Below are 25646 nucleotides of genomic sequence, written 5' to 3'. Positions count from 1 at the left end.
AAAAACTCTACGCGTGTCCCATTTCAGAAGCAAGATAAGTTGGATCGATACCCATGCGTGTTAAACTTTTATCATATTTGCAGCTTAAATCGCTTTCAAAAAGAAAACTAGGTGATGTAGAACTGATTAGCCACCCATTTGTAGAAATTTCTGCCTCAAGTTGCCCCGCTTTCCATCCAGCATAGCCTAATGCGACCAGTGCATGTTGCGGACCTTGTTCGCAACTGATCGCTTTTAATATATCAATTGTCGCAGTAAAACAGACCTTATCTGCAATAAAAACAGTTTCTTCACAAGCATAATCATCTGAATGAAGAACAAAACCACGCGAAGTATCAACAGGACCACCATAGCGAACTGGAAACTGTTTTATTGGTTCAGAAAGACTTTTTTTTTGGCCACTGTCTATGATTCCTAAGTGAAGCAAAAGCTCTGGAAAATCAATATGATGCAATTGATTGAGAATGATGCCCATCGCACCGGCATCAGAATGCGCACAAATATAAATAACAGAACGAATAAAGCGTTTGTCATTCATCCCAGGCATTGCTATGAGTAATTGTCCACCTAAAAAGCCATTACACCGCTTCATTAATCTGTTATTCTCCATAATTTACATGATAAAAGTTTGTTCATTTAGCACACTAGGAAAATAAAACTCCAATGAAAAAAAGTTATATATTTACAAATTTACAAAATATCGCAACTTTCTTTTATAAAAAGCTTTTAGTTACTTTAAGCTTAACATTCATAGTTTTAGAATTACTTAACATTCCTGTAAATGCTCAAACAGAACAAAAACTCCAGCTTTTCGCAACATCTTGGTATGAATCAGATGGTGGTCGTATCCGATTAGCGATCACTGAACCTTCTTTTTCTGGAATAAGAGAAGGCATTATTGAAATTGAGCTTAAACCAGGATGGAAAACTTACTGGCGTAATCCAGGTAATTCTGGCATGGCACCATTTTTTAATTTCAACCAACAGATTTCTTATGAAATCTTTTATCCTACTCCACAGCTTTTTGAAACAGAAAATGATTGGTCATTAGGTTATAAAGATAAAGTAATATTGCCCTTCAATCTTTCTAGTTCAAGCAAAAATTTAAGTGGTGCTTTCACTCTTGGATTATGTCACAAAATCTGTCTTCCATTTACTGTTAACTTTGATTTTTCGCCATCTGCTCTTAAAAATAAACAGCTTCCTGCTTCCTTCTTAAAAAAGGCGCAAGATTCTTTGCCACGCATGGCGCAGAATGCACTAAAAATAAGTGCCGAAAAAAATAACAGTACCCTTCTTATAAAAATACAAAGTAATAACAAAACCACTCCTTCCTCTCTCTTTTTAGATGGAGGAGAAATGCAAATTGGAGCAGCAAGAAAAGTCAGTGATAACGCAGAATATACACTCTTTAGTGCTCCACTCTATTTCGCACCAGAAGAAATAAACCAAAAAATTTTTTATACAGTTTCTTTTAAAGATCACGCCTTAAGTGGAACATTCATATTCCATACGCAGCCAACCCCTCTTGCGTCTCCGTGATAAAAGAAAAAGCTCTCAAACAGCAATTATGCTGGAAAACGTCCATTTTCACGATATTGAGTAATTGCTTTGCGAGCAAGGGCATCTGCGCGTTCATTTTCTGGATGTCCCGCATGCCCTTTTACCCAGTGCCATCTAACTGTATGACAAGAACTAGCATCCTCAAGAGCTTGCCATAGCTCCATATTTTTAACAGGATTTTTTGATGCGGTGCGCCAATTATTCTTTTTCCAATCTTCAATCCACTTAGATATACCGTTACGTACATAAATTGAGTCTGTATAAAGATCGACCAAACAGGGCTCTTTAAGCACCTTTAATGCACAAATTGCCGCCATGAGTTCCATTTGATTGTTTGTCGTATGGACCTTACCGCCATAAAGCTCCCGTTCATGACCATTCCAACGTAAAATTGCCCCCCACCCTCCAATTCCAGGATTCCCTGAGCAAGCACCATCTGTATAAATTTCAACGACTTTTTGTTGAGTTGCCATAAAATTTAAAAACCTAATTCACTTAGCGAATTTACATTACTGAAAAAACAAAGCTTGTGCCAATACTCCCATGGATCTTTCTTAATAACAAAGCTATTAGGCGGTGTATTAAACCAATCATATAGACGTGTGAGTAAGAAACGTAGAGACGCACCACGAGCTAATAAAACCATCTTGTCCAATTCTAAAGGGATCAATGGTCTTATTTTTTGATAATTTTCCAATAACTTACGTGCTTTGGTAAGATTATAGGAATGATCAGGCTCAAAGCACCAAGCATTTAAACAGATCGCTAAATCATAAGCAAAAAAGTCATTACAAGCAAAATAGAAATCTATCATCCCAGAAAGACGATGATTCACAAAAAAAACGTTATCATTAAATAAATCTGCATGAATAATGCCTATTGGTAAATTGAACGGCCAATTTTCCTGTAAAAAAGCCAATTCCAACTCAATTTTTTGTCCAAATTCTTTTAACAATGCCTCTTCTTTGGTTTGACAACGTTGCCACAATACCTGCCAATCCATAACAGAAAGAGTATTTTTACGACTGAGTGTAAAATCCTGTCCTGCTAAATGCAATTGTGCTAACCCCGTCCCCACTTCGCCACAATGATCTATGTTGGGCTGGCGGATCCACTCTCCTTCCAGAAAAGTAATAATAGCAGCAGGACGTCCTGCTAATTCACGGATCATCATTCCATCATTTTGAATAACAGGTTGAGGACAAGGAATTCCACGTTGTCCTAAATGCTGCATCAAGCGACAAAAAAAAGGTAAATCATCTTTTGAAATGCGCTTTTCATAAAGTGTTAAAATAAATCGCCCTTGTGTTGTCTCTAACATAAAATTAGAATTTTCAATCCCCTCTTCTATACCTTGATAAGACAAAAGTGATCCTATTGCATAACGTGTTAAAAACACTTTTAAATCATTTGGGTGAATATCTGTATAAACGGCCATTATTCTGCTTTCGTTGTAGACACGTCTGTATTCTGATTTTCATTTTTTGCATTATTTGCTTGACCATTGACGAAAGCCATATCTTGAGACGTTAAAATGACGTCACGTAATTCGCGACTCACTAAAAATTTTTCCGTTTCTACCGCTGTTTCAGCTAATTCTATTGTGACATCATAACGCTCACGAAATGCTGAAATAATTTCATCAATAATAATTTCAGGAGCCGAAGCCCCTGCTGAAAGACTGACAATAGAAAGAGATTTTAGGTTTTCAAAATTAATTTCATCAGCGCGCTGAACTAAAATAGCTTGTCGCGCACCAGACTTTTCGGCAACCTCTACTAAACGTCGTGAATTAGAAGAGTTTGGTGCTCCAACAATCAAAAACAAATCACTCCCCTTTGCCGCAGCTTTAACCGCATCTTGTCGATTCGTTGTAGCATAGCAAATTGATTCAGCCGCTGGGGCTTCTAATGTAGGAAAACGTTGTTGTAATATATCGATAATTCCTGCAGTATCTTCAACAGAAAGCGTTGTTTGTGTAACAAATCCTAATTTATCTGGATCATTGGGTTGATAATGCAAAGCATCTTCTATCGTTTCAATAAGCGTCACAACCCCTTCTTCAAGCTGTCCCATTGTCCCTATCACCTCAGGATGACCAGCATGACCAATCAATATAACATGACGACCATGACGTTGATGTCGTATCGCTTGTTTATGAACTTTCGAGACCAACGGACATGTTGCGTCGAGATAAAACAAATTATAGCATCGTGCTTCTTCTGAAACAGATTTTGGTACACCATGAGCAGAAAAAACAACTGGTTGATTGCGATGTTCTTCTGGAATCTCATTAAGTTCTTCGACAAAAACAGCACCCCGTTGCTGTAATCCCTCAACCACGTAGCGGTTGTGTACAATTTCATGACGAACATATACTGGAACACCATACTTTTTTAATGCAAGCAGAACAATCTGGATAGCACGATCAACCCCTGCACAAAATCCACGTGGACCACAAAGACGTATCGTTAAAGGGGGAAGTCCAGACATAAATCATCCTTAATCTCTATAGTTTTAGCTATATATTCAAACAACCTATTATTATACATGAATAAACAATGTAAAAAAACGTGCAATATCATCTTTTGCATAAGAACACACTCTATCGTGTTCTCTTACAGCATTTTCTTGAAGAAAAGCTCTTTTAAAATTTGTTCTTTCATTTTACGCAACTAAAGAGCAATAAAATACCAAACAAGAGATTCAATCAAAAGAATTCCAAAGATAGCTGCCAAATAAAGTAACGAAAAGAAAAACGTTTTTTTGGCCATCAAAATAGTTTCATTATGTGTATCAGCTTTCCATAAACGATAGGCAAAATAAATAAAGATAATGCTTAAAATTGTTGAAAAAATACCATAAAAAATTCCGCCAAGACCAGTAAAGCAAGGAGCAGCAGCACACAATGTCATCAAAATAGTATAAAATAAAATCTGTTTTTTTGTTGAATGTTCACCTCGTACATTAGGCATCATAGGGATACCTGCTGCCTCATAATCAAGAGATGAAAATAAAGAAAGAGCCCAAAAGTGAGGGGGGGTCCACATAAAAATGATTAAAAATAATAAAAAGCTATCAATACTCACTGTCCCTGTTGTCACGGCCCATCCAATCATTGGTGGAAAAGCCCCAGAAGCACCACCAATAACAATATTTTGTGGTGTGATACGCTTTAACCAAATTGTATAGATAACGACATAAAAGAAAATCGTAAACGCAAGAAAAAATGCCGCAAACCAATTAATGAAGCTCCCCATAACCAATACCGAGAGCATAGAAAGAACCATGCCAAAAATAAAAGCCTTTTGGGAGCTGATTTTACCCATGGGAATAGGACGCTTTTTAGTCCGTTCCATCACAGCATCAATGTCAGCATCATACCACATGTTCAGTGCTCCCGCACCACCGCCACCAGCAGCAATACATAAAATTGCTAAAAAACCATACCACGGATTGATAGGAACAGGCGATACAAGCAAACCAACCAGAGCCGTAAAGACCACAAGAGACATAACACGTGGCTTTAATAATGTAATATAATCACCAATACCGGATTTTGGTGGCGTTGATTTACCATTCACAACCAATAACTCTTCTGAAACTGACATTCCACTCAAAGCCCTTTTCCATTTTTGTCATTCACAAACCCAATATTACCTGACAAATATTATCTAGCGTATGGAAATGACCAATTAAGACCAATCGTATTTTTGAGAAAATATGAAATATCTCTTTCGCACGTCTCCCCTAAAAGTAAATGGAAATATTGGCAATAAAAATACATTTTTTCAATCAACGTTCTATCCACATTACAAATGTATCATAAAAACATATCATATGAATTAATATATTTGGGTAAATACTGATTTTGTGTTATAGTTTTTTATGGGGAATTCATTTTCTTATGTAAATCTATGCATGGTTGTGGGTATTGAGTCGGATAGGATTTTCTGTGATACTTTATAAATTACTCAAAAAAACTTTTTTTATTGGTGCTGTTCTTTACACACTTTATAGTAGTTTTATCAGTCATGCATTTGCACAAACACCCTATGCACAAGATGTCCCTGCTCCGCAAACCTATGGTGCATGGACAAAAGTGTGTTCTCTACCACCAGGTACACCTAACATGCAGTGTGAAGTTGTACAAAACGTTCACACACAAGGGCGTCAAGATATTACCTTGCGCGTTACATTTTATAAACTTCCTCAAAAGCAAGGTGCTTTGATGCGTGTTTTTGTTCCGATTCGCGTTGAATTACGTCCTGGCGTTGGAATTAAAATTGACGATAAAAATATGGGCAGAATGGAATATCGTCGTTGTCTTGGTGATAATTGTGTTGCTGAAGCCTTTCTTAAAGAAGACATATTGCAGCTCTTTTTAAAAGGAAAAATGGCAACCTATTTTATCTTTACAACTCCTGAACAAGGGATTGGAGGTTTTGTTGACCTTCATGGTCTTGGTGACGCCTATGCAACCTTACCGACATGAATGAAATCAATACATTTTAAACAATCAAAATCTCATCGTATATTTTGAAAGATTCTTAAAATTAGATTGATAAAAATCTTCGAAGCACCCATAAAAATAGGATAATTCTTATGAAATCGCTGATTGATCATTTTGATATTGCTTCCTCTAAAGTGCAATCACTTATACAGGAAACACTTCATCATGCTGATGATGGTGAGCTTTACCTTGAGTATATAGAAAGCGAAGCTCTTTTATTTGATAATGGACAGCTTAAAAACGGCTCATTTCATCAAGATATGGGATTTGGACTACGCGTTGTTGCTGGAGAGGCTACTGGATATGCTCACTCTAGTGAGTTATCAGCTGCTGCACTCAAACGTGCCAGTGAAGCTGCTAAAGCTGTTACCTATAATAATCATGCAGGGACTTATAGCATAGCACCTCAACAAACAAACAAAAGGCTTTATCAACCGCATAATCCCCTTGATGCTCCATCATTTGAAGAAAAAAGTGCTCTTTTGCAAAAAATTGATGCCTATTTACGTGCTAAAAATGATAAATTGCATCAGGTGACTGTTTCTCTTTCCGGCTCGCTACAACATGTTGAAATTTTACGTGCAGATGGTTATTTTGTTCGTGATATTCGTCCCCTTGTGCGACTTTCTATATCTGTGGTCGCAGCTGAAGGCAATCGTCGTGAAAATGGTTTTTATGGATGTGGAGGGAGACAAGCATTTAACCAATTTATTCATGAAGACAATTGGAAAAAAGCCGCGGATGAAGCCTTACGTATGGCTTTAACAAATTTAGAAGCAGAAGCAGCACCTGCTGGATCTTTTGATGTTGTCTTAGCGAACGGATGGCCTGGTGTTATGCTCCATGAAGCCGTAGGTCATGGTTTAGAAGGTGACTTTAACCGTAAAAAAACATCCGCTTTTGCTGGACTTTTAGGACAACAAGTTGCAGCAAAAGGTGTTACAGTTGTTGATGATGGAACAATTCCACAATGCCGTGGCTCTCTCACTGTCGATGATGAGGGGACCCCTTCAGGATATAACGTTCTCATTGAAGATGGAAAACTCGTTGGTTTTATGCAAGACAGGCTTAATGCACGGCTTATGGGAGGTAAATCAACTGGAAATGGACGGCGTGAATCTTATGCTTATGCACCAATGCCACGAATGACCAATACAATCATGCTAGGAGGAGATAAAACACCTGAAGAAATCCTTTCTTCACTTAAAAGTGGTATCTATGCTGTTTCATTTGGTGGAGGACAAGTTGATATTACTTCCGGAAAATTCGTCTTTGAATGTACTGAAGCATACCGAGTAGAAAATGGTAAAATTTGTGCACCAATCAAAGGTGCAACTCTTATTGGAAATGGACCGGATGCTATGAAACGTATCACAATGATTGGTAATGATAGTAAACTAGATAATGGTATTGGTATGTGCGGAAAAGCAGGGCAAAATGTCCCTGTTGGTGTTGGTCAACCTCATCTTCGAATCAATAATATGACAATCGGTGGAACTGCGCTTATAGAGGAATAAGCTTGCTCATTCCGTCCCAGTATTGCCTCCTTCTCGTCTATTACGACCACTTTGTGAGGGAGAGGATACAATGAATTGATTTATAAAGATAATCTAGCGTTATTCATATTGTATTAGAACCTTGATTCCCGTAAGATTTTCTCATTTTAATCTGTGTCTGTTAGATCAATCAAAATCATTCGTTTATACGTTACAGGCGGGGAGAGTTATATGGATAAAAACTGTACAAGAAAGGACTAAAGATTTCTCTTATGGTCCGTCTCAAGTACCAAGAGTTTTAAGAAACATTAGGGGATGGCAAATATAACGACGGCACAGGCTTATTCAGACACATCTTCTTCGTAATACATTAGTCTTTTGTGTGGGGTCACTTGTCTTTTATATTTCATAATAAAAAAGCTTAAAAGAAAAAACACTTTCTACATTCAGTGCTCTTAATTCAACGAGAAAAAGGTTATTATTATAGATAAATTTTGGAGAGATTTTATAATAATACACAGGTCAACTTTTAAAAAATCTTCATAGCATTAAAAAAATTTTAGGCTAAAGTTTCCAACCTTTCTTTTTTTTCTTTTTGCTCAAAACAGCAACAATTTCGACATGTGGTGACCATAAAAATTGATCAATCGGTATGATTTTTTCTACTGTATACCCCCCTGAAACAAGAAGAGATAAATCACGAGCAAATGTAGTAGGATTACAAGAAATTGCCACAATACGTGATACTGTTGTCTTCGCTAATTCACGTACTTGTTGCTCTGCACCAGCACGGGGAGGATCAAAAACAACACTCTCAAAACATTCAAGTTCCTTTACAGAAAGGGGATGTCGGAAAAGATCACGTTTTTCACAAGTGACCGTTTTTAAACCAGTCGCAAAACGTGCTGCTGTATTTAGATTTCTTAATGCATCTTCATTATTTTCTACTGCATGAACATTCATCTTTTTTGCCATACGCAAGGTAAATGTTCCTACCCCTGAAAACAAATCAACAGCATTCTTTGCTTTTTTTAAATGAGTCAAAATAATATTGCCCATTATATTTTCAGCTTCACAAGTTGCTTGCAGAAAACCACCAGAAGGAAATTCAACACGGATATCTCCAAAGTAAATCTCTGGTTTTTCTCGTTCAACCAAAACTTCACCGTCAACAGATAAACGTATAATCCCATATGAAAGAGCAGCACTGATCATTTTCTGACGAAGTGATTCATGCTGTATAATGCAACCGCTTAAAGCAACATCTAAACCATTTTCAACACATGTTATCGTAACATGAAACCGTTTGGCAGAGCTCTTTAGAAAAGCACAGAGCTCTCTGATATTATGCAACTGAGAAATAAGCTCTGGACGGCTTACTGGACATTCCTCAAGAGCTACAATCTCATGAGAGAGATAACGGTTAAAACCAACTTTTTGCCCCTGTGGGGTCATGGAAGCTGTTAGAGTAATCCGCCGTCGGCTATAAGGTTTACATTCTATTAAAGGCGCAACAACATTATTAAGTCCATACTTTTTAAGCGCCTCAACAACCAATTGTTGTTTCCATACGCGATAAGCATCCATATGCCAATGCTGAAGAGTACACCCTCCACATTCTCCAAAATGCTGACAAAGAGTATCAATGCGTTCTGATGATTTTTCTTTTAATGTTATATATGTTGCATATTTTCCATGAACAGTAATTTCAGCACACTCTCCTGGTAAAGTAAAAGGAACATAAACGAAGCCGTGAGACGTCTTAGCAGCACCATAACCATTTGCTCCGATATGATCGATTATGACATTGTCATTCACTCTTGTTTTTCTCCAAATAGTAAATATTCCATGTTGCCATCACCACCTGTAATAGGGGAAGAAATTAAATCTTTTGCACTCCACCCTGTTTGTGTATTTAACCAAACAAAAAGCGCCTCAGCAGTTTCTTTAGCACTTGATGGACTTAATATTCCTCCCTTACTAAAGTGTTTATGACCAACCTCAAACTGAGGCTTTACCAGTAAAACAGCTTGAGCACCCTTCTTGGCTAAAGACAAAACAGGAGGCAATGCAAGTTTGAGAGAAATAAAGCTAACATCTGAAACGATAAGATCAATTTCTCGCCCACCTAAATGTTCCTGTTTAAAAGCTCTGACATTCAAGCCTTCTAATAACGTTATAGCACTGTTGCCCAATAAACGTTTATCAAATTGATGATGCCCAACATCAACGGCAATGACATGATCTGCTCCACGCTCTAAGAGAACTTGCGTAAAACCACCTGTTGATGCACCAACATCAATGGCTGTCACTTTGTCCGTTACAATTGGAAATGCATCAAGTGCAGCAATCAATTTTAACGCTGCCCGAGAAACATAATTCTGCGCTGGATCACAAACGGTAATCTCTGCATCATCAAAAACGATTTGCCCAGCTTTAAAAACGATTTCTCCGTTAACTTTAACAGTTTGGCGCATAATTGCATCACGTGCGCGTGAACGTGTCGTAAAAAAGTTTTTTTCAACTAAAAAAATATCGAGTCTTTTTCTGGAAGCCATCTCATACTCGAATTTTCTATCCTGCTCGAATCTCGCGTCCCAAAACAGCAAAAACCGTGCTTAAAATACCCATAGCGTCAAGTCCGACACGTGAAAGAACTTTTTCTGGTGAACCATGATTCAAATATTCATCAGGAAATTTTAGTGTACGAACTTTCAAACCATGCTCTAAGAGCCCTTCTTGCGCTAAAAATTGTAATATGTGCGCTCCAAATCCACCGATTGCCCCTTCTTCAATTATCACCAATACCTCATGCTCACGTGCCAAACGACGCATCAAATCCTTATCTAAAGGTTTTGCAAACCGTGCATCTGCAACCGTTGTAGACAATCCTTCAGCCTCCAACGCATCAGCAGCTTGCAACACTTCTGACATCCGCGTTCCAAAACAAACCAAAGCGATTCTATTTCCTTCACGCAGAACGCGCCCTTTTCCAATTTCTAATAACTCACCACGTTGCGGTAAATCTATACCAATCCCCTCACCACGCGGATAACGAAAAGAAATTGGTCCCTGATCATAAGCTGCAGCTGTACGCACCATATGCATCAGTTCAAGCTCATCAGAAGGTGCCATAACAACAAAGTCAGGAAGAGTGGCCAAAAAAACAATATCAAAACTTCCAGCATGTGTTGCACCATCTGCCCCCACAAAACCTGCTCGGTCAATAGCAAAACGTACCGGTAATTTTTGAATTGATACATCATGAATAATTTGATCATAAGCACGCTGTAAAAAAGTAGAATAAATTGCAACAAAAGGCTTATACCCTTCACAAGCAAGTCCTGCCGCAAAAGTTACGGCATGTTGCTCAGCGATACCAACATCAAACATTTTTTCAGGAAATTTTTTCGCAAAAGAATCAAGGCCTGTTCCTGTTGGCATCGCTGCTGTTATGCCAACAATCTTATCATCATGGCGAGCTTCTTCTATTAAAGCTTTAGAAAATACCTTGGTATAGGGTAGAATATTACTTGATGCTTTTACCTGTTTTCCTGTCGTGACATCAAAACGATTAACACCATGATATTTATCAGACGAGGCCTCTGCAGGTGGATATCCCTTTCCCTTATGGGTTACAACATGCACCAAAACAGGACCATTAGGATATTCACGAACATTTTTAAAAACAGGCAATAAATGCCCCAAATTGTGCCCATCTATGGGTCCAACATAATAAAAGCCAAGCTCATCAAATAAAGTTCCCCCAACCAAAAGTCCACGCGCAAATTCCTCTGAACGACGGGCTTTATCCAAAAAAAACTTTGGCAATTTTTCGCTCAACATCTTTACGCGTTCACGCAAATGACGATAAGAAGGACGAGACACTAATCGTGCAAGATGTGCACTCATAGCACCTGTAGGTGGTGCTATAGACATATCGTTATCATTAAGAACAACAATCAAGCGTGCATTCAAAGCACCAGCGTTGTTCATTGCTTCATAAGCCATGCCCGCAGACATTGCACCATCACCAATGACAGTTATGATATTGCGTCTTGTCTCTGCTTTCAAAGCACTTGCCACCGCCATACCAAGCCCCGCTGAAATAGAAGTAGACGAATGCCCCGCTCCAAATGGATCATACACACTTTCTGAACGTTTTGTAAAACCCGATAATCCGCCCTCTTGACGTAATGTGCGAATTTTTTCTCTACGCCCCGTTAAAATCTTGTGTGGATAGGTTTGATGACCAACATCCCAAATAATCCTATCCTCTGGTGTATTAAAAATATAATGTAATGCAACAGTGAGCTCAACAACACCAAGTCCTGCCCCAAGATGACCACCTGTTACAGAAACCGCATCAATTGTTGCGGTCCGCAACTCATCAGCCAACTGTACCAAATCAGACTCAGGCAATGCCCGCAAATCTTGCGGAAAACAAACACGGTCAAGCAATGGTGTTAAGACCTGAGACAAAAAAAATCCTTTCTATTATCTTAACTCAAGAAAACACAATGATAAAAATATATCTTCTCTACTCTTTTATTTACAGTTTTGCATCTTTTTTACTGAAAAATGCTCTTTTCTATTTGAGATGAGCTATAATTTCCTCATTTTTAACTTATTTTATAAAAAAGAAATCAATAAAACTTTCTATTTATAAACTAAGGTTATTGCTTCTCTTAAGTCCCACAATAAATATCCAAAAAGATTTAAATTATTTAGCATCAAGTGGTTCCACTCCTTCTGGAGAACCTTCTTCTGAAAGCTGGATTTTTTCAACTTTAGCTTCAGCAACTCTTAAGAGTTTTTCACAATGCTTTTTAAGCGCTTCACCGCGTTCATAAATATCAATGGATTGTTCCAAAGGCACATCGCCACGTTCCAAATTTTCGACAATAACTTCAAGTTGCTTAAGCGCTTGCTCAAAGCTTAAGGTCGTAATATCCCCCTCTTGTATCTCTTTTTTCATATGAACCTCAAAAAATATCTGTTCTGGATATACGAACTCCAAAACCTTCCAAACCTACATAATGATGCTCTTTAGAAGCATAAACAATAACAGAGCCTATTCCTAAATATTTTAAAATTTGTGATCCTAAACCAATTTTGCGCCATTCTTCTTCGCGTTCAATCGCCTGCACATGGTTTTCTGAACTGTTTCTTGTCATGTTTTGAATACCAACAGTTGATTGTATAACAGATCCTTCACGCAAATAAATAAATACGCCACGTTTTTCTTTTTCCATCATACGCCGCATCATCACCATAATATCTGAAGTTTGACAAAAAACGTCACTTATAATGTTTTCATGATGTAAATGCACAGGAATATTCTCACCCTCACGGACATCACCAAAAACAATTGCAATATGCTGAACGACTTCCCAAGGGAGTTGATAACTTTGAACAATAGCGGGACCTACAGATGTTTCAATAGGCATTTCTCCAACATGCTTGATCAATATTTCCTTACGTTGGCGGTAAGCAATTAAATCTGCAACCGTTATAATATGCAACCGATGTTCTTGCGCAAATTTCATAATCTGATCGCCATGTTTAACGCTTCCATCATCATTAACTAACTCACCGATAACACCAACCGGCGGCAAATTAGCTAATTTACATAAATCAACAGCGGCCTCCGTGTGACCTGAACGCATGAGCACTCCCCCTTCATGCGCAATTAAAGGAAAAACATGCCCTGGACGAACAAAATCATCCGCACTTGCATTTGAATTCGCAAGATTACGTACAGCTAATGTACGGTCATGCGCTGAAATTCCTGTTGTTATGCCGTGTTTAAAATCAACAGTAACCGTAAATTGCGTCCCATGTGCAGAGTTATTATCTGGTACCATAGGAGAAAGATTAAACCGTTTTGCTTCTTTTTTTGGCATAGGTGTGCACACAATACCTGTTGTGTGACGAAGAATAAACGCCATCTTTTCTTCTGTACAATGCGCTGCAGCAACAGTTAAATCACCCTCATTTTCACGGTCATCATCATCTGTCACCACAACAATTTCACCGCGTTCAAAAGCTTTAAGTGCAGAAACAATTTTTTTTTCATCATACGCCATTGTTCACCTTTTCAATCACCCAACTTGACCGCGATGTCTTAGATAATGGTCAGCAATAGCACAAGCAACCATCGCTTCACCAACAGGAACCGCACGAATCCCAACACATGGATCATGACGTCCCTTTGTTATAACGTCTATATCATGACCATCAACATCAATGGAACGACGAGGTGTTAAAATTGATGAAGTAGGCTTTACAGCAAAACGTGCAACAATTGGCTGTCCACTCGATATTCCCCCTAAAATACCACCAGCATGATTGGATAAAAAAAGCGTTTTTCCATCATTTCCCATTCGCATTTCATCGGCATTTTCTTCTCCCCTCAAGCGGGCTGCCGCAAAACCATCACCAATTTCCACACCTTTTACCGCATTAATCGACATAAGTAACGAGGCAATATCTTGATCAAGCTTTGCGTAAATAGGGGCTCCTAAACCTGCCGGAACATTTTCTGCAACGATCTCAACAACCGCACCAACAGATGTCCCCTCTTTACGGAGTTTACTGATATAGTCACTAAAAATGTGAACCATCTCTGCATCAGCTGTAAAAAAAGGATTATTATCAACCTCTGACCAATCCCAACGATCACGATTAATATTATGAGGACCAATTGCTATCACTGCTCCTCGTACAATCAAACCAGGAACGATTTTACGAGCAAATGCACCTGCTGCAACACGTGCTGCCGTCTCCCGTGCCGAAGCACGTCCCCCGCCTCGAAAATCACGAATGCCATATTTAATATCATAAGTATAATCCGCATGTCCTGGACGATACTGATGAGCAATTGCTCCATAATCTTGAGAGCGTTGATCTGTGTTTCGAATCAACAGAGAAATTGGTGTACCTGTTGTCACCAATGTCGTTCCATCGTCTTGAACAACAACTCCTGAAAGGACCTCTACTTCATCTGGTTCTCGGCGCTGCGTTGTATATTTTGATTGTCCTGGCTTGCGTTTATCAAGATAAGCTTGAACTTCTGCAAGAGTAAAAATAATTCCAGGTGGACAACCATCAATGACACAACCAAGAGCAGCACCATGACTTTCACCCCATGTTGTTACACGAAACAAATGGCCAAATGTATTATGCGACATGAAAAAAGATCCATTTCTCTGTCAAATATATACAACGATAACGTATGTTGTGTGCTATACACAAGACAACTCTTTTCTCCCAAATACTCTTGGACACCTTAAATTTGGTCAAATTACTGCTGTCTAATAAAATCTTATAAACCAAACTTTATTCTTTAACGACAGAAATGTCTGGGGCATCAACTGCTTTCATACCTATGATATTATAACCCGAATCGACATGATGGACTTCACCGGTAACAGAACGAGACAAATCTGAAAGAAAATAAAGTGCAGAATCACCAACCTCTTCAATTGTTACCGTACGACGTAATGGAGCATTATATTCATTCCATTTTAAAATATAACGAAAATCACCAATACCAGAAGCCGCTAACGTTTTAATTGGTCCAGCAGATATAGCATTAACACGAATATTTTGGGGACCTAAATCTACCGCTAAATATTTCACGCTCGCTTCAAGAGCGGCTTTGGCAACCCCCATTACATTATAATTGGGAACAACCTTTTCTGCACCATAATAGGTTAGTGTCAAGATTGAACCACCATCTGGCATCAATTTTTCTGCACGCTTTGTTAGAGCTGTTAGGGAATAAACGGAAATATTCATGGTCATCATAAAATTTGATTCGCTGATATCAATATAACGACCACTTAATTCATCTTTATCAGAAAAACCAATAGCATGAACTAAAAAATCAAGTTTTCCCCATTTCTTCTCTATTTCTCTAAAGACCGTATCAATAGAGACACTGTCAGAAACATCACAATGTCCACAAACAAATCCCTTTAATTCTTCAGCCAAAGGCTCGACACGCTTTTTCATTGCTTCACCCTGATAGGTAAAAGCAAGCTCTGCCCCTGCGCTACTTGCCGCTTTAGCGATTCCCCAAGCGATGGAGCGATTATTGGCCAACCCCAAAATTAAACCACGCTTACCGTACAATAAACCATTACCCTTAGCCATCAGCACTGCCCCATTGTTACTTAAAATTAGTATTATTCACCTGCCTATGACACAGGTCAACTTTTTCTTCAAGCAATTGGTTTAAAATCAAACAAAAACTACGCTTTTATATATAAAATTTTTAAAATTAATCTTGTTGCATTTGCAAAAACTGTTCTAGTGCGGCGGCATTTTCATCTCCCGGCAACATAATGCGAACATGCACATAAAGATCATCTCTTGTACCATTTTTTAAACGAAGCCCTTTCCCTTTCAACCGTAAAACGCGATCAGAACTTGACCACGCAGGAATCGTTAAAACCACACGCCCCTCCAACGTCTCAACTTCTTCTTTTGCTCCCAAAACAGCATGTTTAAGAGAAACTGGTAAATCAAGATGGAGTGCTCTTCCTTCAACCCGAAAACGAGGATGTTTTTGAATCTGAATGGTTATTAACGCATCTCCTGCTTGCCCGTGAGGTACCTCTTCTCCCTGACCTTTTAAACGAATAGTCTGTCCGTCTTCAATATAATCTGGCAGTTTAATTTTTAACTTTTTTCCATTTGGAAAAACAGCTTCCACCTTTTCTGCGCCAACCATCTGCTCTAATGTTATGGCAAGATTAGCACGAACATGTGCTCCTTGTTGGGGACGGTTATAGTGTGTGGAATTCGAAAAGCTACCACCTCCTCCAAACAGATCCCGAAAAATATCACCCGCATCAAAACTTGCACCACCTGAAGAGGAAAAATCAAATCCCTTTGCTCTTCCTGAAAAGGGATTTTGTTTATTGCTAAAATTTTCACCAGCACCATAGGCTTGATAAAGCGGTTTTCCTTCCATATCAATTTCACCGCGGTCAAATTGTGCTTTTTTATCTTTATCACCTATAATTTCATAGGCTTGATTAATTTCAGCAAATTTCTCTTTAGCCTTTGTATCATCTTTATTATGGTCTGGATGATATTTCTTCGCTAATCTTCTAAATGCCGATTTAATCTCTTGCGATTTTGCGGTACGTGCCACACCCAGAATCGTGTAGGGATCACGCATATTGCCCTCTTTTCAATTTCTTCGTTTTCAAAATATCAACTGATACGTTGTTCAATATCCCTTATAGCTTCATCAGTCTATTCTAAAGAATAATTTCTTCTTTTCTCTTTATATGTCTATCAATAAACTAAAATACCAGATAAAATGAGACATTTATTTAATATAGCTCCTTGTAGTCTATGCTAAAGTAAAAATAATTAAACTACCATAAAAATACATGATATCATTGGCTTTTTGAAAATAAGAAAAAATAGTACTGTAACTTCTTGATGATAAAGTAAATGAGAAAATGCCTCACCCATGCTCACTGATATTTGGAGAAACTATGAGCACAAAAATACCAACAGATGATCATTTTATGAAAATGCAAAAACCTTTTGAACTTTTCGCAAAGTGGCTTGAAGAGGCAACGATAAGTGAAATAAATGATCCGAATGCTATGGCATTAGCAACAGTTGACGAAACAGGACTCCCTAATGTTCGTATGGTTCTCCTCAAAGACTACAGTCCCCAAGGATTCGTCTTCTATACCAATTATGAAAGCTGTAAAGGACAAGAAATTTTAAAATCAATGAAAGCATCCTTAGGTTTTCATTGGAAATCACTCCGTCGTCAAGTCAGAATTAGAGGAATCGTTGAAAAAGTAAGTCAACAGGAAGCCGATGCCTATTTCCAATCGCGACCACGTGGTAGTCGAATTGGTGCATGGGCCTCTAAACAATCTCAACCTTTAGACAATCGTTTTGTGCTCGAAAAAGCAATTGCTCAATATACTGCGCGTTATGCTCTAGGCAATATTCCACGACCACCTTATTGGTCTGGGTTTCGTGTTAAACCCCTTTCTATAGAGTTCTGGTGCGATCGCCCATTTCGTTTACATGATCGTTTGCTTTTTACACGGGATTGTGTTGAACACAGCGATTGGAAAAGACAAAAACTTTATCCCTAATCCTTCAAACTTCATCGTTATGAAGATTTTTTCTTCGCAACAATTAAACAAATATTTTTTATTCGAAAAATTCTAAAAGAAGATGATTTATTTTATTTAAATAGAAGAATTTTATTTTCACTGTAAAGGTTAATTGGTGATATTTTCTACTGTATTGCTTAAAAATAGATTAGCAACAAGCTTATTAAAAAAACATACTGTATTCAGTAGAAACTATGATTTTAGCTAACTTATTTTTAGACCGCAGGATAAAATATCATCCATATACCCCCACATACTAAACCAGCAAAAATCACAAAACCAATAAGCGAATTAGATTTGAAAAGCCTGAGGCATTGTGAACTATCATCTATATCAATGACTTTAATTTGAATAAACATATGGATGCTTGCCACAAAAATCCCCAAAAAACTAAGAACAGGAACTCCAGCTAAATAAAATGCTAGACTAACGAACATCACAAAACCACCATACAAAAATACTAAAGCACGCTTGGTTGCTTTACCAAAAAGAAGAGCCGTAGAACGGACACCAACAGTAACGTCATCTTCTTTATCTTGATGTGCGTAGATTGTGTCGTATCCTATGGTCCACAAAATTGATCCCACATAAAGCAAGATTGGTGCCCAGCTTAAACTTCCAAAGACAACAGCCCACCCCATTAATGCCCCCCAATTAAATGCAACGCCTAAAAAAAACTGCGGCCAATATGTTACGCGTTTCATAAAAGGATAAAATGCAACAGCTATCAATGACGAAATACCTAGAAAAAAACTAAACCTATTAAATTGTGATAAAACGACTAAACCAACAAAACATTGCACAAGGATAAAAACTCTCGCTTGAAACCGACTCACATGACCTGTTGGCAATGGGCGAGAACGTGTCCTTTCTACCTGAGCATCAATTTTATGGTCAATAAGATCATTCCAAGTACATCCTGCCCCTCGCATAGCAATAGATCCCAGAAAAAAAAGAAAAAGATACCAAACCCAATGAAGAAACATTGATAAAAGAGTATCGTAATGCATGTTATAAGAGAAAAAAGCCATTGTTGTTGACCAAAAACAAGGCCACATCAACAATTGCCAACCGATAGGCCGATCCCAACGCGCCAATTGCGCATAAAACCATAAAGAACGGGGAAGGAAGCTGTAGACCCATTGTTTGGAAGATGCATCCATAACCCGTCCTTGGCTATCATAGGACTGAACATGCGCGATATTTTTATTTTTTTTCATCAAATGATTTACCTTTGGTCTTGCGATAGAGACATTTCATTCTTATGAGAAGGGGATGAGATTAATTATCTTTTATGAGAGGAGCAAGCAATGAATATTCTTCTTATTGGCTCAGGTGGACGAGAACATGCTTTAGCATGGAAAATAGCAGCATCACCACTGCTAACAAAGTTATATTGTGCTCCTGGAAATCCTGCAACAACAGAATTTGGTGAAAATATTAATTTGAACATTGATGACCATCCCCTTGTTATTGATTTTTGTAAGGCACATTCTATTGATCTTGTAATTGTAGGACCAGAAGCACCCTTGGTGGCGGGTATAACAGACTCTCTTAATAGCGCTAACATCTGTGTATTTGGTCCTACTCAAAAAGCTGCTCAACTAGAAGGTTCAAAAGCCTTTACAAAAGATTTATGTCGGAAGAATAACATTCCTACAGGAAGTTACCAATGCTTTAATGATGCCTCTAAAGCTAAAGCTTACATTCAGCAACAAGGTGTTCCCATTGTTATTAAAGCTGATGGCTTAGCAGCTGGCAAAGGTGTCGTGGTTGCAACAACTATGGAAGAAGCGTTTAACGCAGTTGATGCCTGCTTCAAAAGTACATTTGGAGATGCAGGAAACAAAATTGTTGTAGAATCTTTTCTTGAAGGTGAAGAAGCAAGCTTCTTCTGCCTTTGTGATGGTAAAGTTGTTCTTCCTTTTGGATCTGCTCAAGATCATAAACGTGTAGGTGATGGGGATACTGGAGCAAACACCGGTGGTATGGGTGCTTATTCACCAGCGCCCATCATGACCCAAGAAATAGTGAATCGTACTCTCAAAGAAATTGTTGAACCAGCTTTAAAAAGCATGAAAGAAATGGGTTCCCCCTTTAAAGGTATTCTCTTCGTCGGATTAATGATAACGCAAAAAGGACCCGAATTAATTGAATTTAACATACGATTCGGTGATCCTGAATGTCAAGTTTTAATGATGCGCCTCAAAGATGATATTTTGCCAATTTTTCTTGCTGCAGCTCAAGGAAAACTTGAAAATAAGCCTCTTCGGTGGTCTGAAAAAACAGCTCTCACCGTTGTTATGGCTGCTAATGGTTATCCAGACTCTCCCCAAAAAGGTACTGTTATCCGTAACGTTGATCAAGTAAACACTCTTCCCGATGTGAAAGTTTTTCAAGCTGGTACAGTGTTGCGTGATGGAGAACTCATTGCAAATGGTGGACGTGTACTCAATATAACAGCAACAGGAAAAACGATTACCCATGCACAAAAACGTGCTTATGAAGCTGTTGATTGTATTGATTGGCCAGAAGGTTTTGTTCGTCGAGATATCGGATGGAGAGCCGTTGCGCGAGAAAATTAAATCCTTTGAATATTCTTTTTTTACGATTTTCTTATTTTATATAAGAGCATGATACAAAAATTTTCTCACTGTTTTACGTTGACCATAATTTTGAAAAAATGAGTGTGCTTTCCTTTGAACAATCAAATATTGTAAATAGGATATCTACTCATGATAAAATAGGAAAATTTTCTGAATCTGAAGATGTAATATAAAATAATCATTTTACTGTTGTCTTTACTTTAAACGCATTTTCTCATCATTTTTATAAACACTTTCTTTCTTATAAAATCCTGAGGAAAAACGTATATACTATCATTTCTTTTATTTATCGCGTTTTTAGTGAAATTCCGCTTTTACGAAAAATGAAATGCCCAAAAAAGATAGTTATGTTATTCACATACAAATTCTTAAACAATATCTCTCATGCTTATCATTCCCATTTTACGACACTACCTGCAAATAGTATAAATCCATTCCGCCAGCTTTCTGGAATAAAAATAAAAACCTATACCATCATTGTATTTTCCAATTCTCAATATTACGATAACCCTTTCTATCTAAATGATTTTGATTATAAAAGAGAGATGAAATAAGAATATTCTGCAATATTCAAAGCTTTCATTCAACATGGAGAAATGATTTATAAAAAAATTCAAAAACACTTCCAGTAATCTTCTGGTGTTTTTAATAATGTGGCAAAAACCCAAAATTATACCGCAAAAAAACAGTTTCTATTGTTATGAAAACCGTTTTTACCTCTCTGAAAAAAGCGTTTTACATCATCGATTCCTGCTGCCAATGTATGTGTCAAAAAACTCTCATTTACAATCATTGACTTTCTCTTTGTTTTCAAGAACCAAAAGTCGCACCAAATCCCGTCTGTAAAGGTCTGAATTCTCATTAAGCGGGTTTCTCTTGCTTCCCACTCATATGCTGCACTTACACAAAGACCTACAAGCAAACTTAAGAATATTCGCCATATCTTCTAAAAACACTTCATGTGTGAAGTTTACATGCCTTATGTTACCTCCCCAAACAACAATGTTTTACAGCACAACAAGATAAATGCTGACGGTCGTACAAAAATAAATGCATATTAATTTACTGGAGTGCAATTCGATTCGCAATCACCAAACGCAAGCCTAACGGATTGCTATAACGAAGTAAAAAATGCTTTTGTTTAGAATGTGCTGTTGTACCAAAAAATCGATGTAAATCAGAACGATCTTTTACAACCAGAATGCGATTATCTTCATTGATCATAAGCATGGGAAGGTCATAAGTATCCGCCCATAACCGCCAATCCAGAAGAACATTATTCAAATCTCTGGAAACCAAAAGCGGTATACAAGCTTCCTCATCAGCATGAAGTAATTCTAATGCAACAGCTCTTTCTCCTGAACGCGTTTTTACAGTACGTGCTGCAATTCCTCGAAAATGATAAGGGGGTATTAAATGCGATAAGCTTGAAGGCATATCTGTTTTAAAAGAAACACCACGCTCATTTAACGAACAAATAACCTGATTACCCGTTTTGGATGAAAAATATGTCGTCGTTTGTGGCAAATGGCACGGATCTAACCGAAATTCAAGCACCGCTTTTGCCTGATTAAAGCATTGATTAGCCATATACATTATCCCAATTTATCTTAAATAACATACACCCTTTAGCAGCTTTTTCTCATTGGATTATTAAAAGTTTGAATAAAAAACAACTGGTTTCTTTTTTGGTTATTAAAATCTAAACAAAAATGCATGATCACCATTCTTGAATTATAATACTTTTCCAGGATTCATTATCCCTAAAGGATCGAACGTTTTTTTAATCCCTTGCATAATATCCAATGCGACAGGCGATTTAAAAGAACGAAGTTCTTCGCGCTTAAGCTGACCAATTCCATGCTCAGCAGAAAATGCACCTCTATAGTCCACCACTAAACTATGAATGCGATGATTCATTGTTGACCATAACTGCAAGAACACTGTCGTATCAGCTCCTACAGGTTGTGTAATATTATAATGTAAATTTCCATCGCCCATGTGTCCAAAACAAATCACCCGTGCTCCTGGAGCAATATCCTCAACAATAAGCGCTGCCTCAGCAATAAAATCAGGAATAAAAGCAAGTGGGATTGCAATATCATGCTTAATGGACCCTCCTGCTAACTTTTGTGCTAATGATATACTTTCTCGTAATTGCCAAAAAAAATCTTGCTGTTTTAAAGATTGCGCAACAACTGCATCTTCTATCACCGCATTCTTTAAAGCTTCTTCTAAAATAATACTCAATACCGATAACGCCTCATCATTGCCTTGCAACGATGAAATGTTCATTAATACATACCATTCATGTTTCCGCTGAAGAGGAGGCTTCTCACACATCTTATAATCTAAAGCCATTTGCAAACTGAGATTTCCCATGAGCTCAAAACCTGTCAACATCCCTCCTCCATATTCTTGAGCCAGAGATAAAAACTCTAAAGCCTTCGCCGGACTATATAATCCCACCAAAGCAACAGCTTTTCCTTTTATTTTTGGAAACATCTTCAAAACGGCTGCGGTTATAACACCCAATGTACCTTCTGCACCAATAAAAAGATCTTTTAAATCGTAACCGCTATTGTCTTTTTTAACAAAACGCAAATCATCTAAAATACGCCCATCCGGTAAAACAACTTCTAAACCAAGACAAAGATCACGCATATTGCCATAGGCTAAAACAGCTGTCCCTCCAGCATTCGACGAAAGATTTCCTCCTACTTGGCAAGAACCTTCAGATGCCAAAGAAAGAGGGAAAAAACGACCTGATTCATCCACTTTTTTCTGTAAATCCTGTAAAATAACACCAGCCTCTACAACAACAAAATTTCCCTCAAGATTTATAGCTCTAATCTTATTTAATCGCTCCATAGATAAAAGAACGCTCCCTCCTCTTTCATCTGGTTGTTGTCCCCCCACAAGCCCTGTATTTCCACCCTGTGGCACAATCGGTGTGCGCGTTTTGCTCGCTAACTGCATAATCGATGAGACTTCTGCGCAAGAAGATGGACGTAAAAGTAAAGGTGTTTTTCCATGAAAAAGCCCTCGCTCTTCAAGCAAATACGGTGCAATCAACGCTTGATCTGTTATAGCATGCTTAGCACCAACAATTTCCCTAAACCCTTCAATTAATTCCTGCTCCATGTTCATTTCTCCTTTGGAGCCGCAGCCCGTATAAGACGATCATTGATAGCCTCCCCTAACCCGTATAATGGAATAGGTTCTACTGCGATACATCTCACTTTAAATGAATCTAATTCCTTCATATATTGAAATAAATGAGAGGCTGCCTCTTCTAACTTTCCATCTTCGCTAAGGTTTAAAATAGAAACGGCATTTTCAGCCCCCATAACACGCTTTGAACCAAATGCTAAAAGCGCTTCACCATTTTCCACCTTTTCTACATTCAAACGAACCGTGGCATTGGGAGCATAATGCGACTTTAACATCCCAGGAGCTTCAATCGCCGACCTTTGATCTATCCGTTTCAAAGGCTTCCCCACAACTTCTTCAATTTCATCAGCCGCAAGCCCCCCTGGACGCAAAAGATAAATATTTTCACCACAAATTTTAATAATCGTTGATTCCAACCCTATTTTAGCAGGTCCTCCGTCCAATATCAAAGGAACAGATTCCCCCAAAGATGCAAAAACAGCCTCAGCTGAAGTAGGGCTAAGACGCCCCGATTGATTCGCACTAGGAGCAGCAAGTGGGCGGCCAAAATGTTGTACCACTTCCGCAAAACGACTGTCTGGAAAACGAACAGCCAAGGTATTCAAACCAGAGGTTGTTAAAGGATGGATATTATGCTGTTCCTTTAAAGGCAAAACCAATGTCAAAGGCCCTGGCCAAAATTCCTCCATTAATTGGCGTGAAAGAAAGTCAATTTTAACATAACGTTCCGCCATTTCGATGCCGCTGACATGCGCAATAAGAGGATTAATTTGCGGACGACCCTTTGTAGAATAAATAGAAGAAATTGCTCTCCCATTGGTTGCATCGCCCGCTAATCCATAAACAGTTTCCGTTGGTAATGCTACTAACTTCCCTTGTTCAAGAAGCGCTATTGCCTCTCTTATCGAAGCACTATCGAGTGGTAGAATCGTCATGACACATCATTTCTATAACACTCTTTAGTGATATTATGCTCTTTTTTATTCATATATCACATTGATTTATATGTTTTTTTAAGTATGGGGTTCATAAATAAAGGTTAGGGAATAGGATTTTCCAATATTCTTCTACAAAACATATCTTATTCTGCTAACTTTCTCTAATAATTTTTTGAATTTTGCTAAGTTCTCTTGTGAAAAGCTATTGTTGAAACTCTTGACATAGACTTAACGTACAGTACATTGTGCTACAATTGAATAGGGGATTTAGCAATGGGAAAAATTCAAGCCCGTATACCTGATCAAGTTCAAGAAATTGCAAGTGCAGTTATTAAGTCTACGGGTTTAACTGTATCGGATGCAGTACGCATGTTTATGACCCGCATTGCTAGAGATCGTACATTACCGCTTAAACCTTTCAACCAAATCCGGAAATATTACGAGCTATCGAGGATGTCGAAATGGGATGCGTCGAACGTACATCATTAGACAGCTTAAGGACCATGATACGCGAAGATAGAACTGAAATGCGTAAATTTGAAAAGAAAACCTAAGCTTGCTATATTGTCTATACGCGTTCATTCCGGTCTGACCTTAAACGTGAAAGCAAAGGTAGGTATGCTAATACACTAGAGAAGGATTTGCTGCTTGTGGTCAAAGCGTTAGCGGAGAATGAACCGCTAAAAGCGCATTGGAGAGATCATGCGCTAACAGGTCAATGGCGCAATTGTCGTGATTGTCATATCAAGCCAGATTTAGTTTTGATCTATCGAAAGCCGAATACCAAAACACTCGAGCTCTTACGACTTGGTTTGCATTCTGAACTACGCTTATGATTGGATCTCCAATTCATAGTAAAAAGAATTTTTCGAAGTTTTTGCTTGTATAACAGTTTTTCTAATTCTTTGAGAACCACTGCTTCAAATGAGCGAAGATGTTGTCTATCGCATCCATGAGGCATGCAAAATCAAGGATAAGCAAAAAAAGAAAAAATGCTATCCACTTCATCAAGCGAGACATCATTTTCACGCTTTGATAGGTGATGATCATTTCTTGAAGCATTTCTTTTTCTGCTTCTGTAAGCTCTGTGTATTTTTTGGATTTTTTTCTAACCATGTTTCCACCCACACAAGCGTTGACCCTGCTTGTTATGCTTTAAGATCTCTCTTGCTAAGTTTGAGCTAATGGTGTTC

Annotated in this window: 25 protein-coding genes and 1 pseudogene; 7 read left to right on the top strand and 19 right to left on the bottom strand. The window is 38.1% G+C overall.

Annotation, left to right across the window (positions count from 1 at the left end):
* Positions 1 to 7 precede the first annotated feature (7 nt).
* On the bottom strand, positions 8 to 592 hold the full coding sequence (locus ACFIMX_RS02145; protein ID WP_375640646.1) for a YqgE/AlgH family protein: 585 nt from the start codon (positions 590 to 592) through the stop codon (positions 8 to 10).
* A gap of 71 nt (positions 593 to 663) precedes the next feature.
* Between ACFIMX_RS02145 and ACFIMX_RS02140 the strand changes: the two genes are divergently transcribed.
* On the top strand, positions 664 to 1542 hold the full coding sequence (locus ACFIMX_RS02140) for a protein-disulfide reductase DsbD domain-containing protein (RefSeq protein ID WP_375618405.1): 879 nt from the start codon (positions 664 to 666) through the stop codon (positions 1540 to 1542).
* 26 nt (positions 1543 to 1568) lie between these two features.
* Here the strand turns inward: ACFIMX_RS02140 and rnhA are convergent, their stop codons facing one another.
* The 4 genes from rnhA to cyoE form a co-directional block, all read right to left on the bottom strand.
* The gene (gene rnhA, locus ACFIMX_RS02135) at positions 1569 to 2036 is read right to left on the bottom strand and encodes a ribonuclease HI (RefSeq protein ID WP_375618406.1); all 468 of its coding nucleotides are present in this window, start codon (positions 2034 to 2036) and stop codon (positions 1569 to 1571) included.
* A gap of 5 nt (positions 2037 to 2041) precedes the next feature.
* Positions 2042 to 3001, bottom strand: coding sequence for a homoserine kinase (locus ACFIMX_RS02130; protein ID WP_375640647.1), 960 nt, complete (start codon positions 2999 to 3001; stop codon positions 2042 to 2044).
* Positions 3001 to 4056 carry a 4-hydroxy-3-methylbut-2-enyl diphosphate reductase gene (ispH, locus tag ACFIMX_RS02125; protein WP_375640649.1) on the bottom strand — a complete coding sequence of 352 codons (1056 nt, stop codon included), beginning with the start codon at positions 4054 to 4056 and terminating at the stop codon, positions 3001 to 3003. The genes ACFIMX_RS02130 and ispH overlap by 1 nt, the downstream gene beginning before the upstream one ends.
* Positions 4057 to 4238: 182 nt before the next feature.
* Entirely contained in the window at positions 4239 to 5174 is a 936-nt protein-coding gene (gene cyoE, locus ACFIMX_RS02120; RefSeq protein WP_375618409.1) for a heme o synthase, read from the bottom strand.
* A 344-nt stretch (positions 5175 to 5518) separates the two neighbouring features.
* On the opposite strand from cyoE, the gene ACFIMX_RS02115 reads away from it, so the two are divergent.
* Both ACFIMX_RS02115 and tldD read left to right on the top strand, forming a co-directional pair.
* Entirely contained in the window at positions 5519 to 6058 is a 540-nt protein-coding gene (locus ACFIMX_RS02115; protein WP_375611128.1) for an invasion associated locus B family protein, read from the top strand.
* Between the two features lie 110 nt (positions 6059 to 6168).
* Entirely contained in the window at positions 6169 to 7593 is a 1425-nt protein-coding gene (tldD, locus tag ACFIMX_RS02110) for a metalloprotease TldD (RefSeq protein ID WP_375618410.1), read from the top strand.
* A 543-nt stretch (positions 7594 to 8136) separates the two neighbouring features.
* Here tldD and ACFIMX_RS02105 read toward each other — a convergent pair.
* From ACFIMX_RS02105 to ACFIMX_RS02070, 8 genes are all read right to left on the bottom strand, one after another.
* Positions 8137 to 9390, bottom strand: coding sequence for a class I SAM-dependent RNA methyltransferase (locus ACFIMX_RS02105; protein WP_375693952.1), 1254 nt, complete (start codon positions 9388 to 9390; stop codon positions 8137 to 8139).
* A complete protein-coding gene (locus ACFIMX_RS02100) occupies positions 9387 to 10130 on the bottom strand; it encodes a TlyA family RNA methyltransferase (RefSeq protein ID WP_375640651.1) in 744 nt (247 codons plus the stop codon). Before ACFIMX_RS02100 ends, ACFIMX_RS02105 begins: the two co-directional genes overlap by 4 nt.
* Positions 10131 to 10146: 16 nt before the next feature.
* Positions 10147 to 12054: a 1-deoxy-D-xylulose-5-phosphate synthase gene (gene dxs / locus ACFIMX_RS02095; RefSeq protein ID WP_375640653.1), complete on the bottom strand. Its 1908-nt coding sequence runs from the start codon at positions 12052 to 12054 to the stop codon at positions 10147 to 10149.
* 241 nt (positions 12055 to 12295) lie between these two features.
* Positions 12296 to 12550 (bottom strand): exodeoxyribonuclease VII small subunit, encoded by a 255-nt coding sequence (locus ACFIMX_RS02090; RefSeq protein ID WP_375618413.1) that lies wholly within the window; start codon positions 12548 to 12550, stop codon positions 12296 to 12298.
* A 7-nt stretch (positions 12551 to 12557) separates the two neighbouring features.
* Positions 12558 to 13661, bottom strand: coding sequence for a 3,4-dihydroxy-2-butanone-4-phosphate synthase (gene ribB, locus ACFIMX_RS02085; RefSeq protein ID WP_375693951.1), 1104 nt, complete (start codon positions 13659 to 13661; stop codon positions 12558 to 12560).
* Between the two features lie 15 nt (positions 13662 to 13676).
* A complete protein-coding gene (gene aroC, locus ACFIMX_RS02080; RefSeq protein ID WP_375618415.1) occupies positions 13677 to 14765 on the bottom strand; it encodes a chorismate synthase in 1089 nt (362 codons plus the stop codon).
* A gap of 148 nt (positions 14766 to 14913) precedes the next feature.
* Entirely contained in the window at positions 14914 to 15732 is an 819-nt protein-coding gene (gene fabI, locus ACFIMX_RS02075) for an enoyl-ACP reductase FabI (protein WP_273787904.1), read from the bottom strand.
* A 127-nt stretch (positions 15733 to 15859) separates the two neighbouring features.
* On the bottom strand, positions 15860 to 16765 hold the full coding sequence (locus ACFIMX_RS02070) for a DnaJ C-terminal domain-containing protein (protein ID WP_375693950.1): 906 nt from the start codon (positions 16763 to 16765) through the stop codon (positions 15860 to 15862).
* Between the two features lie 325 nt (positions 16766 to 17090).
* On the opposite strand from ACFIMX_RS02070, the gene pdxH reads away from it, so the two are divergent.
* Positions 17091 to 17714, top strand: coding sequence for a pyridoxamine 5'-phosphate oxidase (gene pdxH / locus ACFIMX_RS02065; RefSeq protein WP_375611119.1), 624 nt, complete (start codon positions 17091 to 17093; stop codon positions 17712 to 17714).
* A 236-nt stretch (positions 17715 to 17950) separates the two neighbouring features.
* On the opposite strand, the gene ubiA is transcribed toward pdxH, so the two are convergent.
* On the bottom strand, positions 17951 to 18955 hold the full coding sequence (ubiA, locus tag ACFIMX_RS02060) for a 4-hydroxybenzoate octaprenyltransferase (protein ID WP_375618417.1): 1005 nt from the start codon (positions 18953 to 18955) through the stop codon (positions 17951 to 17953).
* 90 nt (positions 18956 to 19045) lie between these two features.
* On the opposite strand from ubiA, the gene purD reads away from it, so the two are divergent.
* Positions 19046 to 20320 (top strand): phosphoribosylamine--glycine ligase, encoded by a 1275-nt coding sequence (purD, locus tag ACFIMX_RS02055; protein WP_375680217.1) that lies wholly within the window; start codon positions 19046 to 19048, stop codon positions 20318 to 20320.
* 691 nt (positions 20321 to 21011) lie between these two features.
* Here purD and ACFIMX_RS02050 read toward each other — a convergent pair.
* The 4 genes from ACFIMX_RS02050 to ACFIMX_RS02035 form a co-directional block, all read right to left on the bottom strand.
* Positions 21012 to 21134 carry a hypothetical protein gene (locus tag ACFIMX_RS02050; RefSeq protein ID WP_375618419.1) on the bottom strand — a complete coding sequence of 41 codons (123 nt, stop codon included), beginning with the start codon at positions 21132 to 21134 and terminating at the stop codon, positions 21012 to 21014.
* A 269-nt stretch (positions 21135 to 21403) separates the two neighbouring features.
* Entirely contained in the window at positions 21404 to 21931 is a 528-nt protein-coding gene (locus ACFIMX_RS02045) for a DUF6101 family protein (RefSeq protein WP_375680216.1), read from the bottom strand.
* A gap of 144 nt (positions 21932 to 22075) precedes the next feature.
* On the bottom strand, positions 22076 to 23485 hold the full coding sequence (locus ACFIMX_RS02040; RefSeq protein ID WP_375693949.1) for an FAD-binding oxidoreductase: 1410 nt from the start codon (positions 23483 to 23485) through the stop codon (positions 22076 to 22078).
* A 2-nt stretch (positions 23486 to 23487) separates the two neighbouring features.
* The gene (locus tag ACFIMX_RS02035) at positions 23488 to 24450 is read right to left on the bottom strand and encodes an L-threonylcarbamoyladenylate synthase (protein ID WP_375640657.1); all 963 of its coding nucleotides are present in this window, start codon (positions 24448 to 24450) and stop codon (positions 23488 to 23490) included.
* A 276-nt stretch (positions 24451 to 24726) separates the two neighbouring features.
* Here ACFIMX_RS02035 and ACFIMX_RS02030 point away from each other — a divergent pair.
* Positions 24727 to 25007: pseudogene (locus ACFIMX_RS02030) on the top strand (type II toxin-antitoxin system RelB/DinJ family antitoxin).
* Between the two features lie 9 nt (positions 25008 to 25016).
* Positions 25017 to 25289: a type II toxin-antitoxin system YafQ family toxin gene (locus ACFIMX_RS02025; protein WP_375640660.1), complete on the top strand. Its 273-nt coding sequence runs from the start codon at positions 25017 to 25019 to the stop codon at positions 25287 to 25289.
* Positions 25290 to 25350: 61 nt separating this feature from the next.
* Here ACFIMX_RS02025 and ACFIMX_RS02020 read toward each other — a convergent pair whose 3' ends face one another.
* Positions 25351 to 25569: a hypothetical protein gene (locus ACFIMX_RS02020; protein ID WP_375634205.1), complete on the bottom strand. Its 219-nt coding sequence runs from the start codon at positions 25567 to 25569 to the stop codon at positions 25351 to 25353.
* Positions 25570 to 25646 lie beyond the last annotated feature (77 nt).

Source organism: Bartonella sp. AD24XZML, from assembly GCF_042196485.1.
Taxonomy (GTDB): domain Bacteria; phylum Pseudomonadota; class Alphaproteobacteria; order Rhizobiales; family Rhizobiaceae; genus Bartonella.
Note: the sequence above shows the minus strand (reverse complement) of the source record. Positions and strands in the feature narration are given on the sequence as shown.